Source organism: Paraburkholderia tuberum STM678 (assembly GCF_902833905.1).
Lineage (GTDB): Bacteria > Pseudomonadota > Gammaproteobacteria > Burkholderiales > Burkholderiaceae > Paraburkholderia > Paraburkholderia tuberum.
In genome coordinates this window covers 24049-50269 of the sequence record NZ_CADFGP010000041.1, presented here as the reverse complement: position 1 = coordinate 50269, position 26221 = coordinate 24049, and the positions used below count along the sequence as shown (strand labels likewise).

Below are 26221 nucleotides of genomic sequence, written 5' to 3'. Positions count from 1 at the left end.
TCGGTTGCGGTACTCAGAATGTCGTTCAATGCGTCGTCGCGGCGCTGTCGTCGTGAACCATCACGAGTTCACCACGCAGCGAGTGCGGATACGCGTGCACGATCTTCACGTCGACCATCTGACCGATCAGCCGTGCATGCGACGCGACCGGCGCCGGGAAATTGACGACGCGGTTGTTCCCGGTGCGGCCCGCGAGCTCGTTCGGGTCCTTGCGCGCCGGGCGCTCGACCAGAATGCGTTCGACCTTGCCGACCATCGCGTCGCTGATGCGCTGCACGTTCTCTTCGATCGTGGCCTGCAGATGTTGCAGGCGCTTGAGCTTCACCTCGCGCGGCGTGTCGTCGTGCAGGTTCGCGGCCGGCGTACCGGGACGCGGGCTGTAGATGAACGAGAAGCTCGTGTCGTACTTCATCTCTTCGACGAGCGCCATCATCTTCGCGAAGTCTTCCTCGGTCTCGCCGGGGAAGCCGACGATCATGTCCGTCGACAGCGACAGGTCCGGGCGAATCGCGCGCAGCTTGCGGATCACCGACTTGTACTCGAGCACGGTGTAGCCGCGCTTCATCGCCATCAGGATGCGGTCGGAGCCGTGCTGCACCGGCAGATGCAGGTGGCTGACGAGCTTCGGCACCTTCGCGTAGGTGTCGATCAGGCGCTGCGTGAACTCCTTCGGATGCGACGTCGTGTAGCGGATCCGTTCGATGCCGGGGAGGTCCGCGACGTATTCGATCAGCGTCGCGAAGTCGGCGATCTCGGTCGAACCCACGGTCGGCGCGCCGCCGAATTTTCCACGATAAGCGTTCACGTTCTGACCGAGCAGCGTGACTTCGCGCACGCCCTGGTCGGCGAGGCCGGCGATTTCGGTCAGCACGTCGTCGAGCGGACGCGACACTTCCTCGCCGCGCGTGTACGGCACGACGCAGTAGCTGCAGTACTTGCTGCAGCCTTCCATGATCGACACGAACGCGCTCGGACCTTCGACGCGCGCCGGCGGCAGGTGATCGAACTTCTCGATTTCGGGAAACGAAATATCGACCTGCGCGCGGCCGCTCGCGCGGCGCTCGTCGATCATCTGCGGCAGGCGGTGCAGCGTTTGCGGACCGAACACGATATCGACGTACGGTGCGCGCGCGACGATCGATGCGCCTTCCTGACTCGCGACGCAGCCACCCACGCCAATGATCAGATTCGGATTCGCGTCCTTCAGCTCGCGTACGCGGCCGAGGTCGGAGAAGACTTTTTCCTGCGCTTTTTCGCGCACCGAGCAGGTATTGAACAGGATCACGTCGGCGTCTTCCGGCGTGTCGGTCTTGACGAGTCCTTCAGCGGCACCGAGCACGTCGACCATCTTGTCGGAGTCGTACTCGTTCATCTGGCAGCCAAAGGTTTTTACATAAACTTTCTTGGTCATCGAATTTCGCCGGTCGCAGTGGTTAACCTGGGGGCGTCGTAAAAAGGTGAAGGAGGCCGCGGCGCGGGACAGCGCGGCGCGTGATGGCCGGCTTGCGCGTGTCTTTGCAGCGTAACTGCATATTATAGCCCTTCACGCAACGGGGGTTTCGGCGCTCATTGGCCGGTCCGGCGGCAGTCCCAGCAGGCTTTCCAGTTCATCCGACACCTGCGCGAAGCGCTCGGCGAGGAAATCGAGCAGCACGCGCACGCGCGGCGCCATGAAGCGACTGCGGTGATACAGCGCGTGCAGCGGCGCATCGGGGTAGCGCCATTCCGGCAGCAGGATCTTCAGGCGGCCGGCGCGCAGGTCCGCTTCCACGTCCCACATCGATTTGATCGCGATGCCGTAGCCGCGCAGCGCCCATTCGCGCGCGACCGCGCCGTCGTTGGTTTCGCGCGCCGCTTCGAACGGCACGCTGTAGTGCTGCACCTCGTCACCGCGCGTGAAGCGCCATTCGCTGGCCGGCCCCGATGCGGTGCCGAGCACGATGCAGTCGAAATTGGCGAGGTCGAGCGGGTCCTTCGGCTCGCCGCGACGCCCGACGTATGCCGGTGATGCGCACAGCACCCGCCGGTTCGGCGCGAGCCGGCGCGCGACCAGCGAGCTGTCCTGCGGCACGCCGAAGCGGATCGCCAGATCGATGTCCTCCTGCACGAGATTGGCCAGCGCATCCGACAGCGTCAACGCGAACGTCACGTCCGGGTACAGCGCGTTGAACTCGTCGAGCCAGTGCATCAGCAGGTTGCGGCGTGCTGTCGCTCGCGGGCATCAGCGCGCTGGTGCCGAACCGCCACGACACCGGCCCCGCCGGCCTCGCCCACGAAGTGCGCGTGCTGCAAGACCCGCAAGTGTGGAGCGCCCTCGCGATGACGGTGCTCGGCTTCGGGGGCGTGTTCGTCGTGTTCACCTATATCGCGCCGATCCTCGAGCAGGTGAGCGGTTTTTCGCCGCGCGGCGTGACGCTGATCCTCGTGCTGTTCGGCGTGGGCCTGACGGTCGGCAACATGGTCGGCGGCAAGCTTGCGGACCGCGCGCTGATGCCGTCGCTGATGGGCATTCTCGCCGCGCTCGCGGTCGTGATGGCGATCTTCGCGCGCACCAGCCATTCGCAAGCGGCTGCCGCGATCACGGTGTTCGTGTGGGGCATCGCGGCGTTCGCGACGGTGCCCCCGTTGCAGATGCGCGTGGTCGAGAAGGCGGCCGCCGCGCCGAATCTCGCGTCGACACTGAACATCGGCGCGTTCAACGTCGGCAATGCGGCGGGTGCGTGGCTCGGCGGTCTCGTGATCAATCACGGTCACGCGCTCGATACCTTGCCGTGGGTCGCGGCCGCGGTCAGCGTCGCCGCGCTGCTGCTGACGTGGTTCGCGGCGCGCATGGATGCGCCGGCGCGCGCGCTCGCGCAAAGCGCGTGAGTCGTCAGTTGCTTGCCTCCGCCATGCTGATAACAGTGTGAAGATAACTTCGTTGGGTGCGGCCAAAGCCGATGCTATCTTGCTTCCACCTTACTGCTCTTGCGCCGCCTGGCGGCGCTCTGGAGGCCAATATGCATTCCCCGCTCGCGCTGGTCCGCGATCCCTCTGCCGACACCGACGCGGCGCCGCGCTCGGCCGAACCCTTCGATGCGCTCGAACAGCTGGTCGGCGTGAATCTGGCGCGGCTGCGCGCCGAACGGCAGCTTTCGCTCGATGCGCTGGCGCGCGCATCAGGCGTGTCGCGCGCCATGCTCGCGCAGATCGAGTCGGCGCGCAGCGTGCCGTCGATCAAGGTGCTGTGCAAGGTGGCGGCGGCGCTGAAGGTGTCGGTGGCGGCGTTCCTGCGGCGTCACGCGACCAACGGCTTCGAGCATCTGCCGGCCGAGCGCTCGGCCCGCGTGGTCAGCGCGAACGGTTGCTACTCGGTGCGGCCGCTCTATCCCGACGACGAGTCGATCGCCGCCGAGTTTCACGAACTGCGGATCGCCCCGCTGCATACCGAAGCGGGCGTGCGCCGCGCGCCTGGCACGACGGTGAATCTGGTGGTCAGCGACGGTACGCTCGAAGTCAGCGTGCACGACCAGCGTCAACTGCTCGCGACCGGCGACGCGATCGTGTTCGACGCCGACCAGCCGCACAGCCTGCGCAATCCCGGCGACACCGAGGCGCGCGCGTTTCGCGTGACGCTGCGGGCTGAGACGCCGCCGCGCTGGGAAGTGCCGGCCGCGGGCGCCGCACGCGACGAAGCCGCGCGCGAAGACGTGCCGGGTTGAGAATCGACGCGTTCGAGGTTCAAGCGCGGCTCAGGGCGTCGATGCAGGTCCAATGCAGTGAGTAGGGTCTTTGTTCGTCGCGCTGCAGCGCTCGCGCGACTGTTGTATGCTTCGGCCGCCGGTCGAACCGGCAATCAGTGCGTCTTCAGGGCGGGGTGAAATTCCCCACCGGCGGTAGGCCGGCAGCGCGACAGCGTGAGCCGGCAAGCCCGCGAGCGCCCGCATCGCTTAGCCTTCGGAATAGCGGAGACAGCGGCGGGGTCAGCAGATCTGGTCAGAAGCCAGAGCCGACGGTCATAGTCCGGATGGAAGAAGATGTGCAGACAGTCATGTGCGTTCCGCGACGCCGCCTGTAGCCTGGGTGGCGTATCAGCGTCCGCTTTCGCGCGGCGCCTGGGCGGCGCGTGTCAGTCTGTTTGCAATGCCCTGAAACGTTTCTCGCCCAACTTTTGCGATGAGCGTTTCAACTATGTCCTTTGCTACTTTTCCTGCTCCGTCGACGATTGCAGACGATGCCTTCGCCGATCTCCCGCTGCTTGCCACCGAAGCCGTTCCGCCGCGTATCGCCGCCGCCTTGCAGGCGCTGCGCGAGGGCCGCGCCGTGGTGCTGCAGGACGACCACGACCGCGAGAACGAAGCCGATCTGATCGTCGCGGCCGAGCGCCTGTCGGTCGAAACGATGGCGCTGCTGATCCGGGAATGCAGCGGCATCGTCTGCCTGTGCCTGCCCGACGACAAGATCCGCGCGCTCGAACTGCCGCCGATGGCCGTCAACAACGAAAGCCGTCACGGCACCGCGTTCACGGTGTCGATCGAAGCGCGCGAAGGCGTCAGCACCGGCGTGTCCGCGCAGGATCGCGTGACCACGATCCGCGCCGCGATCGCCGATACGGCCAAACCCGCCGACATCGTGCGCCCCGGCCACGTGTTCCCGCTGCGCGCGATGCCGGGCGGCGTGCTGGCGCGGCGCGGCCACACCGAAGGCACCGTCGATCTGGCGATTCTCGCGGGCCTGAAGCCGGCCGGCGTGCTGTGCGAACTGATGAACGCCGACGGCACGATGACGCGTGGCGCGGACGTCGAGCGCTTCGCCGCGCAACATGATCTGCCGATGCTGACGATCGCCGAGCTGGTCGAGTTTCGCGAGTCGCTCGCGCAGGTGCGCGAGGGCGCGATGGCCGAGGCTTGACGGGCCATCCATCGAGCGGCACGCGACGCCATGACGCAAAAAAGCCGGTTCTTCTTCCGAAGAACAGGCTTTTTTATCGGCGTTGCGCAAAACCGCTACGACTGCACGTCGCCGAATTCGCCGCCCACGCCCGCCTCGATGAGCGCCGGCAGTTCATCCATATGCTTGATGATTCGCGTGATACCCATCGCGCGCAGCGCATCCGCGTAGCCGTCCGGAATATGGCTCGCGCCGACGAACGCGATCGTCTTCATGCCGGCCGCGCGCGCCGCGTTCAAACCCGCGACGCTGTCCTCGACGACGAGGCAACGCGCCGGCACGACGCCAAGCGTCGTGGCCGCGAACAGATAGACGTCCGGATACGGCTTCGGCCGCGCGACCTGCTCGGCGCTGAACACGCGCTCGCCGAAAATCTGCTGCAGACCCGCGCGCCGTACCGATGCGGCGACGCGCGACATACGGCTGTTCGACACGACCGCAGCCGGCAGCGTCACGCGTTGCAGCGCGTCGCGCACGCCGTGGATCGGACCGAGCGACGCGGCGAGCGCGAGCTCGACATGGTGCTCGATCGTGTCGAGGAAGTTCACCGGCAGCGTGATGTCGAACCGCGTTTCGAGGCCGGCGAGAAAGCGCGAGGTTTGCTGGCCGAACGCGGTTTTGACGACGGCGGCGAAATCGATGCCGGGGAAAGTGGCCGTCAGCGTGTCGAACATCACGCGATCGGCGATGACTTCACTGTCGACGAGCACGCCGTCGCAGTCACAGATGAGGTGGTCGATCATGCCTGAAAAACGGTAAGCGCAAAGCGCGCGGGCGGCGGGTTGCGGGCCCGCGCGCCGGGATGAAAAGCGTCATCATACGTACTTTCGGACCGCGTCCTTACGGCGTATCGGCCCAGGCCTTCGCCGCGCGGATCGCGCGCTGCCAGCCATCGAGGCAGGTCCTGACCTCCGCATGCGGTAGCGCCGGCGTGAAGCGGTGCTCGAGCTTCCACTGGCTTTTCAACTCGTCGATGTCCTTCCAGTAGCCCACCGCAAGACCGGCCAGATAGGCGGCGCCGAGTGCGGTGGTCTCGGACACCTGGGGGCGCACCGTGTCGACGCCGAGGATGTCGGCCTGGAACTGCATCAGCAGATTGTTCGCGCAGGCGCCGCCATCCACGCGCAACTCGCCGATGCGAATGCCCGAGTCGGCTTCCATCGCCTTCAGCACATCGAGCGATTGATAGGCGATCGAATCGAGCGCCGCGCGCGCGAGATGCGCGGAGGTCGTGCCGCGCGTGACGCCGAACAGCGTGCCGCGCGCATGCGCGTTCCAGTGCGGCGCGCCGAGGCCGGCGAACGCGGGCACGAGATACACGCCGTCGCAATGCGGCACGCCGCGCGCGAGCGTTTCGATTTCCGCCGCGTTCCTGATGATGCCGAGGCCGTCGCGCAGCCACTGCACCACGGCGCCGCCGATGAAGATGCTGCCTTCGAGCGCGTAGTCGATACGCTCGCCGATCTGCCAGGCGATCGTCGTGACGAGATTGTTGTTCGATTCGATCGGTTTGGCGCCCGTGTTCATCACGAGGAAGCAGCCGGTGCCGTAGGTGTTCTTGACCATGCCGGACTCGGTGCACATCTGGCCGAACAGCGCGGCGTGCTGATCGCCGGCGATGCCCGCGAGTGGAATCTTCGACGCGAACACGGTGGTCACCGTCGGCCCGTACACCTCCGACGACGGCCGTACTTCCGGCAGCATGCTGCGCGGAATGTCGAGCGCGGCGAGCAGTTCGTCGTCCCACTTCAGGGTGTGGATGTTGAACAGCATCGTGCGCGACGCGTTGGTCACGTCGGTGACGTGCAGCGCGCCCTTCGTGAAATTCCACATCAGCCAGCTGTCGACGGTGCCGAACGCGAGCCGGCCCTGACGCGCTTTTTCGCGCGCGCCTTCGACGTTGTCGAGAATCCAGCGGATTTTGGTCGCCGAGAAATACGAGTCGATCGGCAAGCCGGTCTTCGCGCGCACGCTCGCTTCGAGACCCTGCGCTTTCAGGTCGTCGCAGAAGTCGGCGGTGCGGCGGTCCTGCCAGACGATCGCGTTGTAGATCGGGTGGCCGGTTTCGCGATCCCACACGATCGTGGTTTCGCGCTGGTTCGTGATGCCGATCGCCGCGATCGACGTGCCGTTCATGCCGGCTCGCGTGACCGCCTCGGCGGCGACGCCGGCCTGCGTCGACCAGATTTCCTGCGGATCGTGCTCGACCCAGCCCGGGTGCGGGTAGATCTGCTGGAATTCCTTTTGTGCGGTCGACACGACGTTGCCGCGCCGGTCGAACAGCATCGCGCGCGAGCTGGTGGTGCCTTGGTCAAGCGCGAGAACGTACTGATCCAGCATTGTCTCTTCTCCATGCATGTTACGGATCGCCGGATTGCTGGCCGGCGATGCGAGCGGCGTGTTGTCGTGAGCGGGCCGCCATAGTGTGACGGCGCGTGCCGGTGTCGTCCAGCCGAAGCTGCGGTGGCGCCGGCCCGGGGCGCGCGGATGGTGTGCGCCGTTTCTACTGGCCCGCGCCGTTTGCTTCACCCCGCATTGGCGCCGCGTTGTGTTTGCCGCCGCTTTTGTCGGGGCATGCCAGTTTGCCCGGCCGGGCCGCCTACGCGCTCTGCCGGGCCGGTTCGCGCGCGAACCACGCGTCGATATCGCGCGTAACCTCATCGAGCGTGCCCGGCTCGACGTGCAGGCCGAGCTTCGAGCGCCGCCACAGCACGTCCTGCGCGGTGCGCGCCCATTCGGTATCGCGCAGATAAACCAGCTCGGCTTCGTGGAGTCCCGGCGCGAACTCGCGACCGAGCTCGGCGCGCGAGCGCGCGAGGCCGATCACGCGATTCGCGCGGGTGCCATACGCGCGCGCGAGCCGATGCGCGAGCGACGCCGGCAGCCACGCATGCTCGCGCGAGAACTCACCGAGGAAGCGATTGAAGTTCGCCTGTGCGATGTCGCCGCCCGGCAGCGGCGCGTCGACGGTCCACGCGGACCCGCCGTGGCGCAGCGCGTCGGTGAGCGTATCGACGGCCTGCTCGGCGAGCTTGCGAAACGTCGTGATCTTGCCGCCGAATACCGACAGCAGCGGCGCCTGTTCCGCGGGCGCGTCGAGTTCGAGCGAGTAGTCGCGCGTGACCGCCGACGGATTGTCCGCGTTCTCGTCCTCCAGCAGCGGGCGTACGCCCGAATAGCTCCAGCGCACGTCGGCCGGCGAGATCTTCTGCCTGAAGTAGCGGTTGATCGAATCGCACAGATACTGCGTTTCGTTGGCGTCGATCGCGACTTGCGACGGGTCGCCGCGATATTCGAGGTCGGTGGTGCCGATCAGCGTGTAGTCGTGCTCGTAGGGAATCGCGAAGATGATCCGCTTATCGGCGTTCTGGAAGATGTACGCGTGGTCGTGTTCGAACAGGCGCCGCGTGACGATGTGGCTGCCCTTGACGAGCCGCACGCTATGCGCCGATGGCCGGCCGAGCGCGCCCTTCAGCAGCTCGCCGACCCACGGGCCCGCCGCGTTGGCGATCGCGGCGGCGCGCACGTCGAGCGTCGTGCCGTCCGCGCGTTGCAGTTGCGCGCGCCACTCGCCGCCGGCGCGCTCTGCGTTGACCAGCTTCGTGCGCGTGAGGATCGTCGCGCCGCGCTCGTGCGCGTCGAGCGCGTTCAGGACGACGAGGCGCGCGTCGTTGACCCAGCCGTCCGAATAAACGAAGCCGCGCTTGATCGTTTCGACGAGCGGCGCGCCGGCCGGATGCCGGCTCATCACGATGCCGCGCGAGCCCGGCAGCAGCTCACGTTTGGCCAGATGGTCGTACAGGAACAGACCCGCGCGGATCAGCCAGGCGGGGCGCAGATCCGGCATATGCGGCATCACGAAGCGCAGCGGCCAGATGATGTGCGGCGCCGCGCGCAGCAGCGTCTCGCGCTCCTGCAGCGCCTTGCGCACGAGCCCGAACTCGCGGTACTCGAGGTAGCGCAGGCCGCCGTGGATCAGCTTGGTACTCGCCGACGAGGTGTGCGCGGCCAGATCGTCCTGCTCGCACAGCAGCACCGCCAGGCCGCGGCCGGCCGCGTCGCGGGCGATGCCGGCGCCGTTGATCCCGCCACCGACGACGAGCAAATCGTATTTCGTGCCTTGCGTCACCTGGTGAGCCTCTGCATCGAATCTGGGAGTAAGTTGGAAAGCAAATTGAATGAAGCATGTTCGTTTTCGAACTTTAATGAACATATTCGAAAAAGTAAAGTTCGCTTCGACCCGAGCGAGCCTAGGTCGAATGGCACGGGAGTGACACAACGCGCGACCGCGGACGATACTCTCGGTAGCAGCCATTTCGAGGTGATGTATGCGTGGACTTTTGATGATCGGCGCGGCGGCGCTGCTGGCGGGATGCGTGAGTACGCCGAGTCTGGAAGAGACGAGGGGCGCAACGTCGTTCGAGGCGTTACAGAAGATGTGCTCGCCGCAAACCGTCGACTACGGCAGCGACGCGCAGAACGTCTATGAGACGTTCTTCGATGCCTATGTGGCGAACCGGCGCGGCCGGCTGTCGAACGACGACTTCTGCGCGTTCCAGGCATCGATCGCGCAGCGCCATGCGAGCGAGGCGACGAGCAGCGATCCGAAGGTGCGCAACCAGTGGGTCGAGTTTTTCAACGAGCAACGCGCAAGGGCGATCAGCTGGCGTGCGAGTGCCGATCCGACCTTGCGTAACGGTTAAGCAGCAACGGGTTGACCGGCGAGCCGGTTCACTTGTGCGGCGCCAACGCTCCGCGCCACAGCATGCGCAAAAGCTGCGCGAACACGGCTTCACGTGATGGCTGCGGCGCTCCGTCGCCGGCGGAATCCGCCTGTTGCGCGGCCGACGGCGGTAGCTGGTTCGCGAGCGCGAGCATCGTGAAGCCGTGCAGGCTCGTCCAGTACGCATAGCCGATCAGGCGCGGATCGCCTTCGAGAATACCCGCCTCGACGAGCCGCTCGAAGTGCGCTTCCAGCAGACGCCACGCGCGCTGCGACGCCGCGGCCAGTTCAGGGTAAGCGCCTCGCTGTTGCGGCGTCTGATCGAACATCAAACGGTAGGCGTGCGGTTCATCGAGCGCGAAGTCGACGTAGGCCCGGCCGACGGCGCTGTGATCGATGGCGGGGGCGTTCGCGGGGATGCCGCGCGCGGCCGCTTCGAGGCGCGCGGCGAAGCGGTTGAACGCGGCGGCGCGGACCATCGCCAGAATTTCTTCCTTGTCGCGGAAATAGCGATACGGTGTCATCGCACTGCAGCCGAGCTCCTTCGCCAGCTCGCGCATCGTCACGCCTTGCGCGCCGCGGGTCGCAAATGCGTTTTCGGCGACGCGTCGCATGGCTTCGCGAAACTGCTGGATGTCGTCGGCGGAGAGCGTCTTGGGCATGCGCGAGGGCGGGGAAGTCCGTCGCGTGAATTTACTGTGTAAATGAGATGCGCACAACAAAGGGCCGCGAAGGCGGCCCGCTGTCAGGGAATTGAACGATACGAGCCCGGCAGTCGCGAGCGAAGCGCGCGGCGCATCCGCCAGGGCGGCGCGGATACGCCGCCAACGGCTCTCGGATCGAACGACAGGGAATCTCAGGAAAAACGTTTGATGGCCCGCAATGCGGTGTCGCCGGTTTCGGTCACGCGCCATTCTTCGTTGCCCGATGCGAGGCGCTCGAGTTGCACCAGTTGGCGTTCGAGCAACGCATCGAGTTCTTCTCGGTCCATTTCGACCTGGTTGGGGGCGTCCTTGACGAGTAACAACGTGGCGAATTCATGCGGACTCAGCATCGTTCTCTCCATGTCAGCAAATTGCGGACAGCCTTGCCGTCGACCGGCAGGCCGGGGCGGGGTCCGCTAAGGATCAGGGCGGGAGGTACGGCTTACACGACAGATTCACAAACCGACGCCGTGCGAAACTCGCAACGCACGTTGGGGAACTGGAGTGTAGGCGAGCACCGATGAAACGCCAACCTGGTCCCCGTAAATTTTCCATTTGACAATTGGTCGCGCGATAGGCGGTCCGGCCCCGCAGCCAGATTCTTGATTTCACGCGAGGTTTTGCGTGCACCGCAGCATGGCGGAGATCGCCTGGAATTATCCGGCGATATAGATTTGACAATTCGCGGCGTTCAGCGCCTCGGCCATCTCGGCGGTCGGCGCGGCGTCGGTGAACAATGCGTCGATCTGCTCCAGATGTCCCTGGCGAACTAGCGCCGGGCGGCCAAACTTGGAGTGATCCGCGGCGAGGAACACGGTGCGTGCGTGCTCGATGATCGCCTCGGCGACACGCACTTCGCGCGTGTCGAAATCGCGCAGCGTACCGTCCGTTTCGATGCTCGACGTGCCGATGATCGCGAAATCGACTTTGAACTGCCGGATGAAGTCGATCGCCAGTTCACCGACGATGCCCTTATCCCACGGCCGCACGATGCCCCCCGTCACCAGCACTTCGCAATCCGGGTAGCCGCTCATCATGCTCGCGACGTTCAGATTGTTCGTGATCACGCGCAGTCCACGGTGGCGGTTCAGCGCGCGTGCCACTTCCTCGGTGGTCGTGCCGAGGTTGATGAAAAGCGATGCCTGATCGGGAATGTGAGTGGCGACTAGCGCCGCGATGCGTCTTTTCTCTTCATGAAACATGCGCTGGCGCGCGGTGTAGGAGACGTTCTCGGAACTGGTCGGCAGACTGGCGCCGCCGTGATAGCGGCGCAGCAGATTCATATCGGCGAGCCAGTTGACGTCGCGGCGGATCGTCTGCGGGGTGACGTCGAAGTGGCTCGCGAGGTCGTCCACGGTCACGAAGCCGTCGCGTTGCACCCATTCCAGCAATTCCTGTTGCCGGGCGTTGAGAGTCAGGCGGGGGTCTCGTGTCATGTGTCTCGGGTGGTGGCTGTCGTGTCGGCGTGGTCCGTCGCGATCATCGAGCGGCTGGCAGAAAGCCCGCCGTCGACGAACGCGATTGCGGCTATTGTAAAACCATCGTGCCCCTTGTCCGCCAACTGGCCGCGAATGCGCCGAACCTGCTCGAACCTTTATTCAGGTGCAATACGCATTTATTCATTTGATAAATGAATTTGTTTTTTGGTGCGCTTCGCGATGCAATTCTGGGTTCCGCGATTTACCTGCCTTACAACCTTTCCCATGATGTCCGGCGACTTTTTCGTGCCGGCCCGCGCTTTCGAGAGTGTTCGACATGACTGGCTTTAGCAACTGGCAAAACCCTTATCCGACGCAACGTCTGCCCGTATTCGCACGCAATATCGTTTCGACCTCGCATCCGCTCGCGGCGCAGGCCGGGCTGCGCATGTTGTGGAAGGGCGGCAATGCCGTCGACGCGGCCATCGCGGCGGCCGCAGCGATGACAGTGGTCGAACCGGTGTCGTGCGGCCTGGGCGGCGACGCGTTCGCGCTCGTGTGGGACGGCAAGAAGCTGCATGGTCTGAACGCGTCGGGCGTGTCGCCGGCTGCGTGGAACGTCGATTACTTCAAGCGCAAATACGGCGAGGAAAACGGCTTCGCGAAACAGCCGAAGCGTGGCTGGGACGCCGTCACGGTGCCGGGCGTGATCGCCGGTTGGGAAGCGCTGCACCAGAAGTTCGGCAAGCTGCCGTTCGCCGACCTGATGGAGCCGGCCATCGAGATCGCCGAGCGCGGTCACGCGGTGGCGAGCATCGTCGCCTACAAATGGGCGGCCGCGGTGCCGGAACTGAAGGATCAGCCGGGCTTCGCGCAGACCTTCATGCCGCGCGGCCGCGCGCCTGAGGTCAGCGAGCTGGTGCGCTTGCCCGGCCACGCGAAGACGCTGCGCCTGATCGCCGCGCAGGGCCCGCGCGCGTACTACGAAGGCGAGATCGCCGAGCGGATCGCCGCGTTCGCACGCGAAGGCGGCGCCGCGCTGAGCGCCGACGATCTCCGCAACTACCGCGCGGACTGGGTCGAGCCGATCGGCAAGGACTATCGCGGCTACACCGTGCATGAGATTCCGCCGAACGGCCAGGGCATCGCGGCGCTGGTTGCGCTCGGCATCCTCGAGAAGTTCGACGTGAAGTCGCTGAAGGTCGACAGCGTCGAGTCGCAGCATCTGCAGATCGAAGCGATGAAGCTCGCGTTTGCCGACCTGTATCGCTATGTGGCCGATCCGCGGTCGATGGAAGTCACGCCCGAGCAGATGCTCGACGACGCGTACCTGAGCTCGCGCGCGAAGCTGATCGATCCGAAGCGGGCGACGCACTTCGACTTCGGCATGCCGAAGGCGGGCGGCACCATCTACATGTCGGCCGCGGACGAGAGCGGCATGATGGTCAGCTTCATCCAGTCGAACTACATGGGCTTCGGCTCGGGTGTGGTGGTGCCGGACAGCGGCATTGCGCTGCAGAACCGCGGCTGCGGTTTCTCGATGGATCCGAAGTCGCCGAACGTCGTCGAGGGCGGCAAGCGGCCGTTCCACACGATCATCCCGGCGTTCCTCACGCAGCAGGTGAACGGTCAGCAGGAAGCGGTGATGAGCTTCGGCGTGATGGGCGGCGACATGCAGCCGCAAGGCCATCTGCAAACGGTGGTGCGCATGCTCGACTACGCTCAGCAGCCGCAGGCCGCGTGCGACGCGCCGCGCTGGAAGGTCAACCGCGACTTCACGGTCGATATCGAGTCGACGCTCGATCCGAAGACCACCGAGGGCCTGCAGAAGCTCGGCCACACGATCAAGTCGGTCGACGATCCGTACATGGACTTCGGCTCCGGCCAGTTCATCTGGAAACTCGATCGCAACGAGCCGGAGCGCGGCTACGTGGCGGCCAGCGACAGCCGCCGCGACGGTCTCGCCGCCGGCTTCTAGGCCATAACGAGGCGACGCCCGGGGCCGAGGTCCGCACCGGGACTCAGGTCCGATACCCGGGTAACACGTAACGAACGCGCGGCATGGCATATGCCGCGCTATTGCGCGCCCGCCAGCCGCCTCGCTGACCCAGACGGTGCCGCACCTACCACAGCTATCACGCAGCAGACAGGCAGAAGACCATCATGAATACCCCCGCGTCGCACTCGACGACCGCTTTCCCCCACGCCGCGCCGCTTTCGAAAGCGATGGTGCGGCGGATCGTTTTCTCGTCGTCGATCGGTAACGCGCTCGAGTGGTTCGACTTCCTGGTCTACGGCTACTTCGCGACGATCATCGCGAAACAGTTCTTCCCGATGCAGGACGAGTGGCTGTCGACGCTGCTCGCGATCGCCACTTTCGGCCTCTCGTTCCTGATGCGCCCGCTCGGCGCGGTCGTGCTCGGCGTGTACGGCGACCGCAAGGGCCGCAAGGCGGCGCTCACGCTCGCGATCGCGCTGATGATGGTCGGTACTTTCACGATGGCCGTGATGCCGCCGTTTTCGACGATCGGTCTCGCGGCGCCGCTGCTGGTGCTGCTGGCGCGGCTCGTGCAGGGCTTCGCGGTCGGCGGCGAGTTCGGCAGCGCGACGGCGTTCATGGTCGAGCACAGCGCGACCCGGCGCGGCTACTACGCGAGCTGGCAGTTCGCGAGCCAGGGTCTCGCGGCGATCACCGCGGCGGCCTTCGGTTCGCTGCTGACCGCGTGGCTGCCGGCCGAGCATCTGAACAGCTGGGGCTGGCGTGTGCCGTTCGTGTTCGGTCTGCTGGTCGGGCCGGTCGGCTACTACATCCGCTCGCATCTCGACGAGACGCCCGAATTCCTGGCATTGCGTGAAGAACGCGCGGCTCGCGACGCGGCTGGCGAGCACAAGGTCGTCAGCGGAACGAAGGACGCGTCGTTCTCGAATCAGTGGGTCAACCTGCTGCTCGCGATCGGCATGGTTGCGCAGTCGACGGTCGGCGTGTACGTGCTGCAGCTCTACATGCCGCTTTACGCGGTCAAGCAGCTGCATATGGCGGCGGCCGCGTCGTTCGGCGTGGTCGTGCTGAACGGCGGCATGCAGTTCATCTTCTCGCCGATCATGGGCGCGCTGTCCGATCGCATCGGCCGAATTCGCATCATGCTGAGCACGTCGATCCTGATGGGCCTGCTGATCTATCCGATGTTCGCATGGCTGCAGACACATCCGACGATTGGCTGGCTGCTCGTGCTGCAAGGCGTCGCCGGTATTTTCAAGGCCTCGTACTCGGGGCCGATGCCCGCGCTGATGTCGGAGATCTTCCCGACCCAGATGCGCTCGACTGGCCTTTCAATCGGTTACAGCATCGGTGTGACGATTTTCGGCGGCTTCGCGCCGACCATCGTCGAAACCTTCATTCATTTGACCGGCGACAAACTCGCGCCAAGTTATTACGTCCTGCTTGCGGCGGTGCTTTCGGGCGTATCGCTGATCATCGTCGCGCTGCGCATGCGTCGCGTGCGTCCCATCCCGGGCGACGTCCAACCTGCCTGAGGAAGAGGGGGCCCGCCCAGGGGGCCGCCCAAGGGGGCCCGCGTAGGGCGCCCCGCCCGTGCCCCAACCCCGCCGGGTCTGATGTCTGTCCGAAAAGCCAGCCTTTTGGGCTGGCTTTTTTTGCCTTGCGCACATGTTTTAACACGTTGGAAGATTTCGACTATCTTGAAATCGGAACTGCGTCGATGCGGCATGGTCTGTGCTGTGTGATCTGCAAGGTCGGATATCTCCGGCTAAGATGCAGAGTACAAGGGCCCAACTCTAATTCACGGTGTTGTATCCGACACGCAGAAACATCACGGCGAGCGCGGTGGCAGTTGCGAAGAACTCCACGGGTCGGTACAGCATGGGAGCAAGACACGATGCATACAGAGCTGAACCATGTCATGCCCTGGCGGATCGAAGACATCGATCTGACGCGCATTGACCGTCAGAAGGCCGCGGCCAACGAGGACCTGCTGCTGTTGTTGTGCGCGGCTTCGTTTATCGAAAGCGGCACCGATCTCTACACCAGCAATCTGAGTACGTTTTTCAACGACGATCCCGAGGTCTCGGCCTGGCTCAACCACGAGTGGGAGCCCGAGGAAATGCAGCACGGCCGGGCGCTGAAGACCTATATCGCGTATGTATGGCCCGAGTTCGACTGGGACACCGCGTTCCGCAATTTCATGGACGAGTATTCGCTCACGTGCTCGGTCGAGGATTTCGAAAAGACCCGCGCGCTGGAGATGGTCGCGCGTTGCGTAGTCGAAACGGGTACCGCGACGCTGTACCGCGCGATCAACGAGTGCTCGGACGAAGCGGTCCTCAAGCAGATCACCGACAACATCCGCACCGACGAAGTCCGTCACTACAAGCACTTTTTCAGGTACTTCAAAAAGTACAACCGGATCGAGGGCAACGGTCGGCTCGCGGTGCTGGGCGCGTTGATGCGTCGCGTGATGGAAATCAAGAACGAAGATTCGGAGATCGCGTTGCGGCACGTGTTCGCGATTCGCTATCCGGAGCGCGTGCACGACTCCGCGTATAACCGCGAGCGCGCGGCGCGCATCAACAAGCTGGTGCGCCGCAATCTGTCCGCCGACATGTGCGTGAAGATGCTGCTCAAGCCGCTCGATCTGCCGGCGCGCATTCAGCCGGGCGTGCATTATCCGCTCGCGAAGATCACGCAGCACGTATTCTTTCGCTGAGCTATCGAACGTTGCGCGAGGCATCGGCTGAATGCAGCTGCAACGACCTGACGAAGCGAACCGGAGCCCGCTCATGCGGGCTTTGGTTTTTCCGAGGCATGATGGAGCTTTACCGACTACTTCGACTGGATCGATGGCATGAGCGCTTCCTCCTCCGCATCTACGTCCGCGCGTCCGCTCGAACAGATCGTGTTCGACGAATGGCCGGCCAATGTGCGCGCGTTGTTCGACGGTTCGTCGCTTGCGGACAAGCTGGGCTTCACCGCGTCGCTACTGAGCGTCGATGCGAACGGCCACGTGCGCACATCTCTGCTGAGCGTCGGCGAACTCTATGCGCCCGACTCGCGCACGCTGTGCATCGCGCTATGGCCGCAGGCGCGCGCGACGCGCGCGATCGCGCAAAGCGGGCGCGCGGCGCTGAGCTTCGTCTGCGATGCGGCGTTCTATCAGGTGCAGTTGCGTGTCGCGCCGCTGCCCGGTGTTGCTGGCGACGACAGCGGCCTCGTCTATCTGCTCGGCTCGATCGACACAGCAGAAGCGCAAAGCGTCCGTTATGCGCGCCTCACGGGCGGCATCACGTTCGAATTGCAAGGAGAGGGAAGTGTGGTGCTCGAGCGATGGGAACGGCAGGTCGAACATTTGAAGCAGGCTGCCGCCGCGAGCAGCCGTTAGTCTTCGAGCAGGGAAGCGCTAACGGCTGATGCGCGGGCAGCCTTTAGGCCCCGCGACGCTTAACGGCCACGGTCGCCGTTGCGCGACGGTTGCGCACCACGCGGCGCATCGTTGCGCTTCGCGCCGCCGCCGAGCAACGCGCCCGGATTGCCGTTGCGCGAACGATTGCCCTGCGGCTTGCGCGGCGCATGGGGCGCGGGAGCGCCGTCATGCGCGGCGGTACGCGGCCGATCGTCGTGACGCTGCGTATCGCGACGCGGCTGATTGCCATTGCCGGCCGGCTTCGCACCTTGTGGCCGCGGCGTGGGCTGAGCGTTCGACGCACGCTGGGCCGAACGCTGACCCGTGCCTTGTCCCGAACGCTGACCGGAGCCTTGAGCCGGCTTGGCCGGTGCGCCACCACCGGCACCGCCGTCACGACGCACCGCACCTTGTCCCTGGCGCGGCGAGCGCCCGCCGCCGCCCTGCCCGCGTCGCAGGATCGGCTCCGGCTTCGCGGTCGGGTCCGGCTCGAAACCGGCGATCACTTCCTGCGGGACCGGACGCTTGATCAGCTTCTCGATGTCCTTCAGCAACTGCAGTTCATCGACGCACACGAGCGACACCGCCTCGCCGGTCGCACCCGCGCGACCCGTGCGGCCGATGCGATGCACGTAGTCTTCCGGCACGTTCGGCAGATCGAAGTTGACCACGTGCGGCAACTGATCGATATCGATGCCGCGTGCGGCGATGTCGGTCGCCACCAGCACCTGCAGCGTACCGTCCTTGAACTCGGCGAGCGCGCGCGTGCGTGCCGACTGGCTCTTGTTGCCGTGAATCGCGAGTGCGCTGATGCCGTCCTTCGCCAGCTGCTCGGCGAGGCGATTCGCGCCGTGCTTGGTGCGCGTGAACACGAGCACCTGGAACCAGCTGTGCTGACGGATCAGATGCGTGAGCAACTCGCGCTTGCGGTCGCGATCGACCGGGTGAATCTTCTGCGCGACCGTTTCGGCCGTCGTGTTGCGGCGCGCGACTTCGATCAGCGCCGGCGAGTCGAGCAGGCCATCGGCGAGTGTCTTGATCTCGTCGGAGAAGGTCGCCGAGAACAGCAGGTTCTGGCGCTTCGGCGGCAGCTTCGCGAGCACGCGCTTGATGTCGTGGATGAAGCCCATGTCGAGCATGCGGTCCGCTTCGTCGAGCACGAGGATCTCGAGATGCGACAGGTCGATGGTCTTCTGCTGCATGTGATCGAGCAGACGGCCCGGCGTCGCGACGACGATATCGATGCCGCGCCTGAGCGCATCGATCTGCGGATTGATGCCGACGCCGCCGAACATCACGGTCGACTTCAGCTTCAGATACTTGCCGTAGGCGCGCACGCTTTCTTCGACCTGCGCGGCAAGTTCGCGCGTCGGCGTGAGGATCAGCGCGCGCACCACGCGCTTGCCGCCGGCGGCCGGCGGCATCGAATTCAGGCGCTGCAGGATCGGCAGCGTAAAGCCGGCGGTCTTGCCGGTGCCGGTTTGCGCGCCGGCGAGCAGATCGCCGCCGTTGAGCACGGCCGGGATCGCCTGAGTCTGGATCGGAGTCGGGCTGGTGTAGCCGAGTTCATTGACAGCGCGGACCAGCGGTTCGGACAAGCCGAGGGAATCAAAAGACATAAAAGCTCTTTGCAATGCAGTGTCGCGAACGGCCCCGCTGGGCCCAAAGGACCCCAACGCGGAAAAACCAGCGCGGCATCGACACGCCCGCATGGCGTGTTCGAGGCCGAGGCCCGGTTCCGTTCACGGAGAAATCGGCGGCACGCTCACAGATGTGCCGAATGTTTCAACGCGCTATGCAGACACGTCGACTGGCCTTAAGTTGCAATTCGTCGCCGTGGAATGTCACGCGACATAGCGCGCGACACTGACGAATTGACACAGACTGCCCGCCAGTACGAACAGGTGCCAGATACCATGTCCGTGGCGGATGCGCTCGTCGTTGATGAAGAAATAGATGCCGACGCTATAGATGACGCCGCCGGCCACGAGCCACGCGGTCCCCGCGGCCGGCAACGCCTGCACCAGCGGGTGGACGGCTACGAGCGCGAGCCATCCCATCAACACATACAGCACCATCGACACGCTGCGGGTGCGTCGCCCGAGCGTGAGTTCCTGCACGATGCCGAGGGCAGCGAGCCCCCAGCTCACGCCGAATAACGACCAGCCCCACGGTCCACGCAACGTGACGAGCGTGAACGGCGTGTAGCTGCCGGCGATCAGCAGGTAGATCGCCGAATGATCGCATTTCTGCAGAATCGCCTTCAGACGCGGATGGCTGACGCTGTGATACAGCGTAGAGATCGCGTACAGCACGAACAGCATCGCACCATATACGGCGAAGCTGACGACCTTGTACGCGTCGCCGGCGAGCGCGCCCATCGTGACGAGCGCCGCCAGCCCCACCACCGCCAGCACGGCGCCGACGAGATGGGTGATGCTGTTCAAACGCTCACCGAAGGGCACAACTCTTTCCTCCTGCACGGTTCCACGAGGGCGACCACCGACACAAACAGGCCCACATGATACCGGTCCTGAAAAAACGAAGGGCGCGGCCGCGAATTTCGCAGGCCGCGCCCGGGGTGCGTCGAACCCTGCTTAGTCGAGCGGCGCCGAACGCAGTTCGGCCACCTGCTGCGGCGACACGGCCGTGCCGTGGTTGCCCCAGGACATACGGATGTACGTCACGACCGCTGCGACTTCCTGATTCGACAGAGCCTGCGCGAACGGCGGCATGCCATACGGACGCGGGTTCCCTTCCGTGCTCGGCGGATAACCACCGTTCAGCACCATGCGGATCGGGTTGACCGCGGACGGCATCTGGATCGACTGGTTGTTCGCGAGCGGCGGGAATGCCGGCGGCCGGCCGAGACCGTTATCCTCGTGGCACTTCGCGCAGTTGTCAGCGTAGATCTTCTGTCCTTGCTTCAGCAGTTCGCCGCCGAATTTTTCCGAGGTTTCGAGCTGCAGCGGTTCCGGTGCTTCGCTCTTCTGCGGAATCGTCTTCAGGTACGTCGCCATCGCGTTGATGTCTTCGGTCGACAGATACTGCAGGCTGTTGTGAACCACTTCGGCCATCGGACCGAACACCGCACCGCGGCTCGACACGCCGGTCTTGAGCAGGTCGGCGATGTCCTTGAGGTCCCAGTCGCCGAGGCCGGCTTCGCGGTTCGACGTCAGCGACGGCGCATACCAGTTCTGCAGCGGAATCAGGCCGCCCGCGAACGCGGCCGAGCTGACCGGGGCGCCCATCGCATTGATCGACGTGTGGCACATGCCGCAGTGACCAAGGCCTTCGACCAGATACGCACCGCGGTTCCATTCGACCGACTTGGTCGGATCCGGCTTGAACTCGCCTTCACGGAAGAACAGCGTGCGCCAGCCGATCAGCATGTTGCGCTGGTTGAACGGGAATTTCAGTTCGTGCGGACGGCTCGGCACGTTGACCGGCGCGACCGAGCGCAGGTACGCGTAGATCGCGTCCGAGTCGGCGCGCGTGACCTTCGTGTAGCTCGTGAACGGGAAGCCCGGATAAAGCAGGCTGCCATCTTTCGAGCGGCCGGTGTGCATCGCGCGATAGAAGTCGTCCTGGGTCCACTTGCCGATGCCGTACTGGTCGTCCGGCGTGATGTTCGGCGTGAACATCGTGCCGAACGGCGTGGCCATCGGCAGGCCGCCGGCGAACTGCTTGCCGCCGCGCACCGTGTGGCAGGCGATACAGTCGCCGGCGCGGGCGAGGTACTCGCCCTTCTTGATCAGGTCGGCCTGGTCCGCGGGCGTTGCCGCCACGGCTGCGCCGCTGCTATGCAGATTGTCGCCGCCCGACCAGAGGACGGGAACGAGTGCGGCGGCCGCGACCACGACGACTGCCGAGAGGGCGAACAAAGACTTGTGTTTCATTTGAATGTCTCTCCCGGCGCCTTATTGCGGTTCGCTGCCGCAGGCAAGCGGAGTCTTCAAGGAGCGGGCCGGAGCCGGCACGGGGTTTGGCGGAGCCTGCTGCGTGGAAAGCCAGGCCGCGACGGCGTTCACGTCTTCGTCGCTGAGGCGCGTGGCGATGGTGTGCATGCAGTCCGGCGCGATCGCGTGACGCGTGCCCGAGCGCCATGAACCGAGCTGCGCGCTGATGTAGTCGGCGTGCAGACCGACGAGACCCGGAATTGCCGGTTCCATACCGGTCAGTGCCTTGCCGTGGCAGGCCGCGCAAGCGGGCACCTGCTTCGATGCATCACCGTGCAGCACGATCTGCTCACCGCGCGCGAGCGTGGCGGCCGAGACGGTCGGCTTGGCCGGCGTCGGATACGGCGGGCGCTGCTGCGAGAAGAAGGTGGCGATCTGATGCAGGTAGTCGTCGGAGAGATACGTGACGAGGTAGTTCATCGGCGGGTACCTGCGGCGCCCTTCACGGAAGTTCTGCAACTGATTGAACAGATATTCCGCCGGCTTGCCGGCGAGGCGCGGGAAGTAGTCGTTGTCGGTACCTTGCCCATGCGAGCCGTGGCAGGCCGTGCAGCCTTGCACGCGCGCTTCCATCGTGTCGGGGGCCTTCGGTTGAGTCTGCGCTTTCGCTGCGCTATAGACACCCGCGGCGCCGATCAACAGAAGGGCAAGCAACGGGCGGAAGAGGCGTCTTGAAGACACGCGTAACTCCATCGGAATCGGGGACCTGACCGAACTTCGGGCGGCTCGGTGTGAAGGACAGCCGTCGCTGCGGCGACGCAGCATTCTATCATCGAAGGGTAATCGTGACTATTTGCCGCATTAGAGACGGTTCCAGGTGTGACCGCCATGCGACAGTATGTCGCGTTATGCCGGTTTCGGACTTTGGTTGCGTCACGGATCGTGGTCGACGTCTTTGCCTCAAAAATAATCACGGCGTCGCCGCCGCAAGCGTGATGCCGCGTGACGCATTCGATCAAGCCAGGTTGAACCGATCCCCGCGCGCGCCATCGAAGCGTACACTTCCGGGCTCGCCGGCCGTCGTGCAGACGATGCGCCTCGCCGGCCCGCCTATGTTCCGTTCGTTCTCATCCGCTATCGGCCTTACATGAAGCTATTCGATTTCTCCTCGTCGACGCTGCGAGCGTTGATGTCCGGCGCGGTGGCGCTGGCCATGTCGTCCACCGCGTTCGCGCATGCGCATCTGATCTCGAGCGTGCCGGCCGCGAACGCCGACGCCGTCGCGCCTACCGACCTGACGATCCATTTCACCGAGCCGCTCGAGCCCGCATTCAGCAAGATCACACTCGCCGATGCAAGCGGCAAGCCCGCGACGCCGGGCGCGTCGACGGTCGATAGCGCGGACGCCCGCGTGATGCACCTCGCGCTGCCTCAGTTGACGAGCGGCCGCTATGCGGTGCACTGGATCGCGGTGGCCACCGACGGCCATCGTACCCATGGCGACTTCGCGTTCAACGTCAAATGAACTTCGACGGACTGTGGATCGGGCAGGTCGCAATGGCCACGCTCATGAACGTCTCGTTCGGCTTCGCCGTCGGCTCGGCGCTACTCGGCGCATGGCTCGCGAGGGACGGGCTCCAGCGCACTTCACCGGCGCGTCCCGGCTGGATGCGCGCGCAACGCTCGATGCTCGCGGCCACCATCGTGCTGGTGCTCGCGGATCTCGGCTGGCTCCTGTATCAGGCGGCGTCGATGAGCGGTGTCGGGTTGTCCGCGGCGTTCGGCGTGGTGCCGACGGTGCTGACGCAAACGCATGTCGGCTATGGCTGGAGCGTCGCGTTCGGCGGCGCGCTGGTGCTGCTCGGCACCGCGCTGAGCCATGGCACGGGCATGCTGCGCAATACGCTGCTGTGGCTCGCGGTGCTCGCGATCGCGGCGGGTAAGGCGTCGCTCGGTCATGCGGCCGATGCCGGCGTGGTGTCGGCCGCGATCGGCATGCAGACGCTGCACGTGCTCGCAACGAGCGTATGGGGCGGACTCGCGATGGCCTCCGGCCTGGCGGTGCTGCCGGCGCTCGGGGCATCCACCGCGCGGGGCATGCTGATCCGCACGGCGACCCAGGTGTCGAACGTGTCGATCGTCGCGGTCGCGTTGGTGTTGCTGTCGGGCGTCTTCAATGCGGTGCGCGACTCGGGCAGTTCGTTCGAAGCGATTCAGGCGAGCACGTGGGGTCATGTGCTGACGTTGAAGCTCGTGCTGGTCGCGCTCGCGCTGGTGCTCGGCGCGCTGAACCGCACATCGGCGCTGCCACGCCTGCGTCGCACCGCATCGACGATGGATGCGCACACCTTCGTCAACGTGATGTATTTGGAAGCGCTCGTGATGATCGGCGTGTTCGTCGTCGCGGCCGCGTTGTCACACACCGTGCCGGCGTTCGCTGCGCTCGGTTGAACGCGCGGCGCGGCATAGGCGATTGACCAATCGGCGATGGATGCGCGCCGCGTAAAAAAGCGCCGCACTGCGAAGCCCGCTTACTCGAAGCCGAGGCGATGACCGAGAATCGGCGCGCAGAACAACGCGATCGCGCAGCCCGCGGCCTTGCCTTCGAGTTCGGCGCCGGCCGCGTGCGAGCCGACCATCTGCGTGAGCAGATCGAAGACCTGCGGCAGGCAGTACAGCACCGCCGCGGCGATAAAGCATTTCCCGACTACCGAGATGTTCCATCCGCGCTCGTACGCGAGCATCGCGCCGATGATGCGCAGCACGCCGAACGCAACCAGCGCGCCGACCGCCGCCTGTTCGCGGATCAGATAGTCAGGAACGAATTCGCCCATGGTGCTCCTCGCTGCATGCGTTGTTGGCATGCATTTCAGCAAGGAGCAGGCCATACGTATGTCCGATACCGAACAAACGTCGCGAAAGCGGGGCGGGATAAGGCTCGGCGCGGAGTGATGCAGGTCGGGGGGCACCGCTCGAACGCCGGTTCGAGCCGGCTGGTCCGGGAAGTTACGTTACTGCGACGGCCCGCGCGTCACGTGGCCCGCCGGCGGCGTTCCGCCTGCTTCGCTCAGGTGTTCAGATCACCATTCGGCGACGCTGCCGTCCGCGTGACGCCACACCGGATTGCGCCAGCGGTGACCGACCTTCGCCATCTCGCGCACCTTCTCTTCGTTGACCTCGATGCCGAGTCCAGGGCCCTGCGGAATCGACACGAAGCCGTCTTCGTACTTGAAGACTTGCGGATTCTTGATGTAATCGAGCAGGTCATTGCCCTGGTTGTAGTGGATGCCGAGGCTCTGTTCCTGGATGAACGCGTTGTAGCTGACCGCGTCGATCTGCAGACAGGTTGCGAGCGCGATCGGGCCGAGCGGGCAATGCAGCGCGAGCGCGACGTCGTAGGCTTCCGCCATCGCGGCGATCTTGCGGCACTCGGTGATGCCGCCCGCGTGCGACGCGTCCGGCTGGATGATGTCGACGTAGCCGCCCGACAGGATGTGCTTGAAGTCCCAGCGCGAATAGAGACGCTCGCCGAGCGCGATCGGCGTGTTGGTCTGATTGACGATGTCGCGCAGCGCCTCGGCGTTTTCCGACAGCACCGGCTCTTCGATGAACAGCAGCTTGTACGGGTCGAGTTCCTTGGCGAGCACCTTCGCCATCGGCTTGTGCACGCGGCCGTGGAAGTCCACGCCGATGCCGATGTTCGGCCCGACCGCCTCGCGCACCGCCGCGACGTTGTTGATCACGCCTTGCACCTTGTCGAAGGTGTCGATGATCTGCAGCTCTTCCGAGCCGTTCATCTTGACGGCCTTGAAGCCGCGCTCGACCACCGCGCGTGCGTTGTTCGCGACATCGCTCGGACGGTCGCCGCCGATCCACGAGTACACCTTGATTTTGTCGCGCACCTGGCCGCCGAGCAGCGCATGCACCGGTACGCCGTGATGCTTGCCCTTGATGTCCCACAGCGCCTGATCGACGCCGGCGATCGCGCTCATCGTGATCGGGCCGCCGCGATAGAAGCCCGCGCGGTACATCACCTGCCAGTGATCCTCGATCAACAGCGGGTCCTTGCCGATCAGATAATCGGACAGTTCCTCGACGGCCGCGGCGACCGTATGCGCGCGGCCTTCCACCACCGGCTCGCCCCAACCGACGATGCCCTCGTCGGTCTCGATCTTGAGGAAGCACCAGCGCGGCGGGACGATAAAGGTTTCGAGCTTGGTGATTTTCATGGTGTGTGTCTCCGGTGTCGATCGAAGTTGGCGCTTACTCCGAACCCATGCAAAGCAGGTCTGCGGGCATGCAAAATTTCGGGGAATTCCATGCTACAACAAAACTGCATTAAAATACTATTAATAGTACTATTTGCCACATAGTGGTGAGATCTGCCGACTTACCGCCGCGTTGCGCGACGGGATCATCAACCGCGAGGAGAAAACCATTACGCACGATCTGCACGGGCGAGTCGCCCAACTGCTGGCGACCGCGATTCTGCGCGGCGACTATGCGCCGGAGTCGATCCTGCCTCGTGAAGCCGAGTTAATGGAGATGTTCGGCGTGAGCCGCACGGTGCTGCGCGAGGCGCTGCGCACGTTGACGTCGAAAGGGCTGATCGAATCGCGGCCGCGCGTGGGTACGCGCGTGCGGGTCAAGTCCGCGTGGAATCTGCTCGATGCCGATCTGCTCGACTGGTATTCACGCGTCGCCGAGCCGATGGCGTTCGCGCTCAAGCTGCAGGAAATGCGCGAGATGATCGAGCCTTATGCCGCCGGCCTCGCGGCCGCCGCGCACACCGACGATACGTTGGGTGCGCTTGCGGCCGCGCATACCGCGATGGTGGCGGCGCGCAACGTCGACGAATGGGTGCGCGCGGATCTGCAGTTCCACCTGCGCGTGCTCACCGCGTGCAGCAACGAACTGCTGATCCCGCTTGGCGCGCTGATCGAGCGCACGCTCGAGGCACAATTGCGGCTCAATGCGAAACGCGCCGATGTGTTCAACGCGTCGCTCGCCGAGCACACGGCGGTGTTCGAGGCGATCCGCGCCCGCGATGCCGCCGCGGCGTATGCGGCGATGGCGTCATTGCTCGGCGTGACGCGCGGGCGAATCGAAGGCTGAGGCGGACGTCGGCGCA

23 protein-coding genes, 2 pseudogenes and 1 riboswitch are annotated in these 26221 nt (G+C 65.1%); of the genes and pseudogenes, 11 read left to right on the top strand and 14 right to left on the bottom strand.

What is annotated here, in order from left to right; genetic code table 11:
- Nucleotides 1–25: 25 nt before the first annotated feature.
- The gene (gene miaB, locus HWY30_RS28990; protein WP_090801796.1) at nucleotides 26–1411 is read right to left on the bottom strand and encodes a tRNA (N6-isopentenyl adenosine(37)-C2)-methylthiotransferase MiaB; all 1386 of its coding nucleotides are present in this window, start codon (nucleotides 1409–1411) and stop codon (nucleotides 26–28) included.
- 132 nt (nucleotides 1412–1543) lie between these two features.
- Nucleotides 1544–2200, bottom strand: a pseudogene (locus HWY30_RS28985) (substrate binding domain-containing protein); the annotation flags it as partial.
- Here HWY30_RS28985 and HWY30_RS28980 point away from each other — a divergent pair.
- The 3 genes and pseudogenes from HWY30_RS28980 to ribB all read left to right on the top strand — a co-directional run.
- Nucleotides 2191–2868, top strand: a pseudogene (locus tag HWY30_RS28980) (MFS transporter); the annotation flags it as partial. The pseudogenes HWY30_RS28985 and HWY30_RS28980 sit on opposite strands and share 10 nt — an antisense overlap.
- A 131-nt stretch (nucleotides 2869–2999) precedes the next feature.
- Entirely contained in the window at nucleotides 3000–3701 is a 702-nt protein-coding gene (locus HWY30_RS28975) for a helix-turn-helix domain-containing protein (RefSeq protein WP_090801795.1), read from the top strand.
- Nucleotides 3702–3838: 137 nt separating this feature from the next.
- Nucleotides 3839–4022: riboswitch (FMN riboswitch) on the top strand.
- Between the two features lie 148 nt (nucleotides 4023–4170).
- A complete protein-coding gene (ribB, locus tag HWY30_RS28970; protein WP_176078967.1) occupies nucleotides 4171–4890 on the top strand; it encodes a 3,4-dihydroxy-2-butanone-4-phosphate synthase in 720 nt (239 codons plus the stop codon).
- 95 nt (nucleotides 4891–4985) lie between these two features.
- Here the strand turns inward: ribB and HWY30_RS28965 are convergent, their stop codons facing one another.
- The 3 genes from HWY30_RS28965 to glpD all read right to left on the bottom strand — a co-directional run bounded on the left by HWY30_RS28965 (nucleotide 4986) and on the right by glpD (nucleotide 9058).
- Nucleotides 4986–5672, bottom strand: a complete 687-nt coding sequence (locus tag HWY30_RS28965; protein WP_090801791.1) for an HAD family hydrolase — start codon at nucleotides 5670–5672, stop codon at nucleotides 4986–4988.
- A 97-nt stretch (nucleotides 5673–5769) separates the two neighbouring features.
- Nucleotides 5770–7269: a glycerol kinase GlpK gene (gene glpK / locus HWY30_RS28960; RefSeq protein WP_090805462.1), complete on the bottom strand. Its 1500-nt coding sequence runs from the start codon at nucleotides 7267–7269 to the stop codon at nucleotides 5770–5772.
- 259 nt (nucleotides 7270–7528) lie between these two features.
- The gene (gene glpD, locus HWY30_RS28955) at nucleotides 7529–9058 is read right to left on the bottom strand and encodes a glycerol-3-phosphate dehydrogenase (protein ID WP_090801790.1); all 1530 of its coding nucleotides are present in this window, start codon (nucleotides 9056–9058) and stop codon (nucleotides 7529–7531) included.
- Nucleotides 9059–9257: 199 nt separating this feature from the next.
- On the opposite strand from glpD, the gene HWY30_RS28950 reads away from it, so the two are divergent.
- A complete protein-coding gene (locus HWY30_RS28950; RefSeq protein ID WP_176078966.1) occupies nucleotides 9258–9632 on the top strand; it encodes a hypothetical protein in 375 nt (124 codons plus the stop codon).
- A gap of 28 nt (nucleotides 9633–9660) precedes the next feature.
- Here HWY30_RS28950 and HWY30_RS28945 read toward each other — a convergent pair whose 3' ends face one another.
- The 3 genes from HWY30_RS28945 to HWY30_RS28935 form a co-directional block, all read right to left on the bottom strand.
- Nucleotides 9661–10314: a TetR/AcrR family transcriptional regulator gene (locus tag HWY30_RS28945; protein ID WP_090801787.1), complete on the bottom strand. Its 654-nt coding sequence runs from the start codon at nucleotides 10312–10314 to the stop codon at nucleotides 9661–9663.
- Between the two features lie 194 nt (nucleotides 10315–10508).
- On the bottom strand, nucleotides 10509–10706 hold the full coding sequence (locus HWY30_RS28940) for a hypothetical protein (RefSeq protein ID WP_167368606.1): 198 nt from the start codon (nucleotides 10704–10706) through the stop codon (nucleotides 10509–10511).
- 306 nt (nucleotides 10707–11012) lie between these two features.
- On the bottom strand, nucleotides 11013–11792 hold the full coding sequence (locus tag HWY30_RS28935; RefSeq protein WP_090801783.1) for a DeoR/GlpR family DNA-binding transcription regulator: 780 nt from the start codon (nucleotides 11790–11792) through the stop codon (nucleotides 11013–11015).
- 319 nt (nucleotides 11793–12111) lie between these two features.
- Here HWY30_RS28935 and HWY30_RS28930 point away from each other — a divergent pair, with 319 nt between their 5' ends.
- The 4 genes from HWY30_RS28930 to HWY30_RS28915 all read left to right on the top strand — a co-directional run bounded on the left by HWY30_RS28930 (nucleotide 12112) and on the right by HWY30_RS28915 (nucleotide 17170).
- Complete coding sequence (locus tag HWY30_RS28930) at nucleotides 12112–13752, top strand: gamma-glutamyltransferase family protein (protein ID WP_090805460.1); 1641 nt, start codon at nucleotides 12112–12114, stop codon at nucleotides 13750–13752.
- 185 nt (nucleotides 13753–13937) lie between these two features.
- Nucleotides 13938–15308, top strand: coding sequence for an MFS transporter (locus HWY30_RS28925; RefSeq protein WP_090801781.1), 1371 nt, complete (start codon nucleotides 13938–13940; stop codon nucleotides 15306–15308).
- A 362-nt stretch (nucleotides 15309–15670) separates the two neighbouring features.
- Complete coding sequence (locus HWY30_RS28920) at nucleotides 15671–16498, top strand: ferritin-like domain-containing protein (protein ID WP_090801780.1); 828 nt, start codon at nucleotides 15671–15673, stop codon at nucleotides 16496–16498.
- Between the two features lie 138 nt (nucleotides 16499–16636).
- Nucleotides 16637–17170 (top strand): hypothetical protein, encoded by a 534-nt coding sequence (locus HWY30_RS28915; RefSeq protein WP_090801778.1) that lies wholly within the window; start codon nucleotides 16637–16639, stop codon nucleotides 17168–17170.
- A gap of 59 nt (nucleotides 17171–17229) precedes the next feature.
- On the opposite strand, the gene HWY30_RS28910 is transcribed toward HWY30_RS28915, so the two are convergent.
- From HWY30_RS28910 to HWY30_RS28895, 4 genes are all read right to left on the bottom strand, one after another.
- Complete coding sequence (locus HWY30_RS28910) at nucleotides 17230–18810, bottom strand: DEAD/DEAH box helicase (protein ID WP_090801777.1); 1581 nt, start codon at nucleotides 18808–18810, stop codon at nucleotides 17230–17232.
- Nucleotides 18811–19035: 225 nt separating this feature from the next.
- Nucleotides 19036–19656 carry a PAQR family membrane homeostasis protein TrhA gene (gene trhA, locus HWY30_RS28905; RefSeq protein ID WP_090801775.1) on the bottom strand — a complete coding sequence of 207 codons (621 nt, stop codon included), beginning with the start codon at nucleotides 19654–19656 and terminating at the stop codon, nucleotides 19036–19038.
- A gap of 132 nt (nucleotides 19657–19788) precedes the next feature.
- A complete protein-coding gene (locus HWY30_RS28900; RefSeq protein WP_090801774.1) occupies nucleotides 19789–21090 on the bottom strand; it encodes a c-type cytochrome in 1302 nt (433 codons plus the stop codon).
- 21 nt (nucleotides 21091–21111) lie between these two features.
- Complete coding sequence (locus HWY30_RS28895) at nucleotides 21112–21843, bottom strand: c-type cytochrome (RefSeq protein ID WP_090801772.1); 732 nt, start codon at nucleotides 21841–21843, stop codon at nucleotides 21112–21114.
- A 394-nt stretch (nucleotides 21844–22237) separates the two neighbouring features.
- Between HWY30_RS28895 and copC the strand changes: the two genes are divergently transcribed.
- Entirely contained in the window at nucleotides 22238–22615 is a 378-nt protein-coding gene (gene copC / locus HWY30_RS28890) for a copper homeostasis periplasmic binding protein CopC (RefSeq protein WP_090801770.1), read from the top strand.
- Nucleotides 22612–23541, top strand: coding sequence for a CopD family protein (locus tag HWY30_RS28885; protein WP_090801769.1), 930 nt, complete (start codon nucleotides 22612–22614; stop codon nucleotides 23539–23541). The genes copC and HWY30_RS28885 overlap by 4 nt, the downstream gene beginning before the upstream one ends.
- Before the next feature lie 80 nt (nucleotides 23542–23621).
- On the opposite strand, the gene HWY30_RS28880 is transcribed toward HWY30_RS28885, so the two are convergent.
- Nucleotides 23622–23924: a hypothetical protein gene (locus HWY30_RS28880; RefSeq protein WP_090801767.1), complete on the bottom strand. Its 303-nt coding sequence runs from the start codon at nucleotides 23922–23924 to the stop codon at nucleotides 23622–23624.
- Between the two features lie 246 nt (nucleotides 23925–24170).
- The gene (gene dgoD / locus HWY30_RS28875) at nucleotides 24171–25319 is read right to left on the bottom strand and encodes a galactonate dehydratase (RefSeq protein ID WP_090801766.1); all 1149 of its coding nucleotides are present in this window, start codon (nucleotides 25317–25319) and stop codon (nucleotides 24171–24173) included.
- Between the two features lie 172 nt (nucleotides 25320–25491).
- Here dgoD and HWY30_RS28870 point away from each other — a divergent pair, with 172 nt between their 5' ends.
- On the top strand, nucleotides 25492–26205 hold the full coding sequence (locus tag HWY30_RS28870) for a FadR/GntR family transcriptional regulator (protein WP_090801764.1): 714 nt from the start codon (nucleotides 25492–25494) through the stop codon (nucleotides 26203–26205).
- Nucleotides 26206–26221: the final 16 nt, after the last annotated feature.

Bases quoted from the DNA above. Each gene is read 5' to 3' on its own strand.
- HWY30_RS28935 (WP_090801783.1), bottom strand. From the start codon at position 11,792: ATGACACGAGACCCCCGCCTGACTCTCAACGCCCGGCAACAGGAATTG.
- HWY30_RS28900 (WP_090801774.1), bottom strand. From the start codon at position 21,090: ATGAAACACAAGTCTTTGTTCGCCCTCTCGGCAGTCGTCGTGGTCGCG.
- HWY30_RS28920 (WP_090801780.1), top strand. From the start codon at position 15,671: ATGCATACAGAGCTGAACCATGTCATGCCCTGGCGGATCGAAGACATC.
- HWY30_RS28965 (WP_090801791.1), bottom strand. From the start codon at position 5,672: ATGATCGACCACCTCATCTGTGACTGCGACGGCGTGCTCGTCGACAGT.
- HWY30_RS28915 (WP_090801778.1), top strand. From the start codon at position 16,637: ATGAGCGCTTCCTCCTCCGCATCTACGTCCGCGCGTCCGCTCGAACAG.
- ribB (WP_176078967.1), top strand. From the start codon at position 4,171: ATGTCCTTTGCTACTTTTCCTGCTCCGTCGACGATTGCAGACGATGCC.
- HWY30_RS28910 (WP_090801777.1), bottom strand. From the start codon at position 18,810: ATGTCTTTTGATTCCCTCGGCTTGTCCGAACCGCTGGTCCGCGCTGTC.
- glpK (WP_090805462.1), bottom strand. From the start codon at position 7,269: ATGCTGGATCAGTACGTTCTCGCGCTTGACCAAGGCACCACCAGCTCG.
- dgoD (WP_090801766.1), bottom strand. From the start codon at position 25,319: ATGAAAATCACCAAGCTCGAAACCTTTATCGTCCCGCCGCGCTGGTGC.
- HWY30_RS28885 (WP_090801769.1), top strand. From the start codon at position 22,612: ATGAACTTCGACGGACTGTGGATCGGGCAGGTCGCAATGGCCACGCTC.
- HWY30_RS28895 (WP_090801772.1), bottom strand. From the start codon at position 21,843: ATGGAGTTACGCGTGTCTTCAAGACGCCTCTTCCGCCCGTTGCTTGCC.
- HWY30_RS28940 (WP_167368606.1), bottom strand. From the start codon at position 10,706: ATGCTGAGTCCGCATGAATTCGCCACGTTGTTACTCGTCAAGGACGCC.
- HWY30_RS28880 (WP_090801767.1), bottom strand. From the start codon at position 23,924: ATGGGCGAATTCGTTCCTGACTATCTGATCCGCGAACAGGCGGCGGTC.
- copC (WP_090801770.1), top strand. From the start codon at position 22,238: ATGAAGCTATTCGATTTCTCCTCGTCGACGCTGCGAGCGTTGATGTCC.
- HWY30_RS28945 (WP_090801787.1), bottom strand. From the start codon at position 10,314: ATGCCCAAGACGCTCTCCGCCGACGACATCCAGCAGTTTCGCGAAGCC.
- HWY30_RS28930 (WP_090805460.1), top strand. From the start codon at position 12,112: ATGACTGGCTTTAGCAACTGGCAAAACCCTTATCCGACGCAACGTCTG.
- miaB (WP_090801796.1), bottom strand. From the start codon at position 1,411: ATGACCAAGAAAGTTTATGTAAAAACCTTTGGCTGCCAGATGAACGAG.
- HWY30_RS28950 (WP_176078966.1), top strand. From the start codon at position 9,258: ATGCGTGGACTTTTGATGATCGGCGCGGCGGCGCTGCTGGCGGGATGC.
- HWY30_RS28975 (WP_090801795.1), top strand. From the start codon at position 3,000: ATGCATTCCCCGCTCGCGCTGGTCCGCGATCCCTCTGCCGACACCGAC.
- HWY30_RS28925 (WP_090801781.1), top strand. From the start codon at position 13,938: ATGAATACCCCCGCGTCGCACTCGACGACCGCTTTCCCCCACGCCGCG.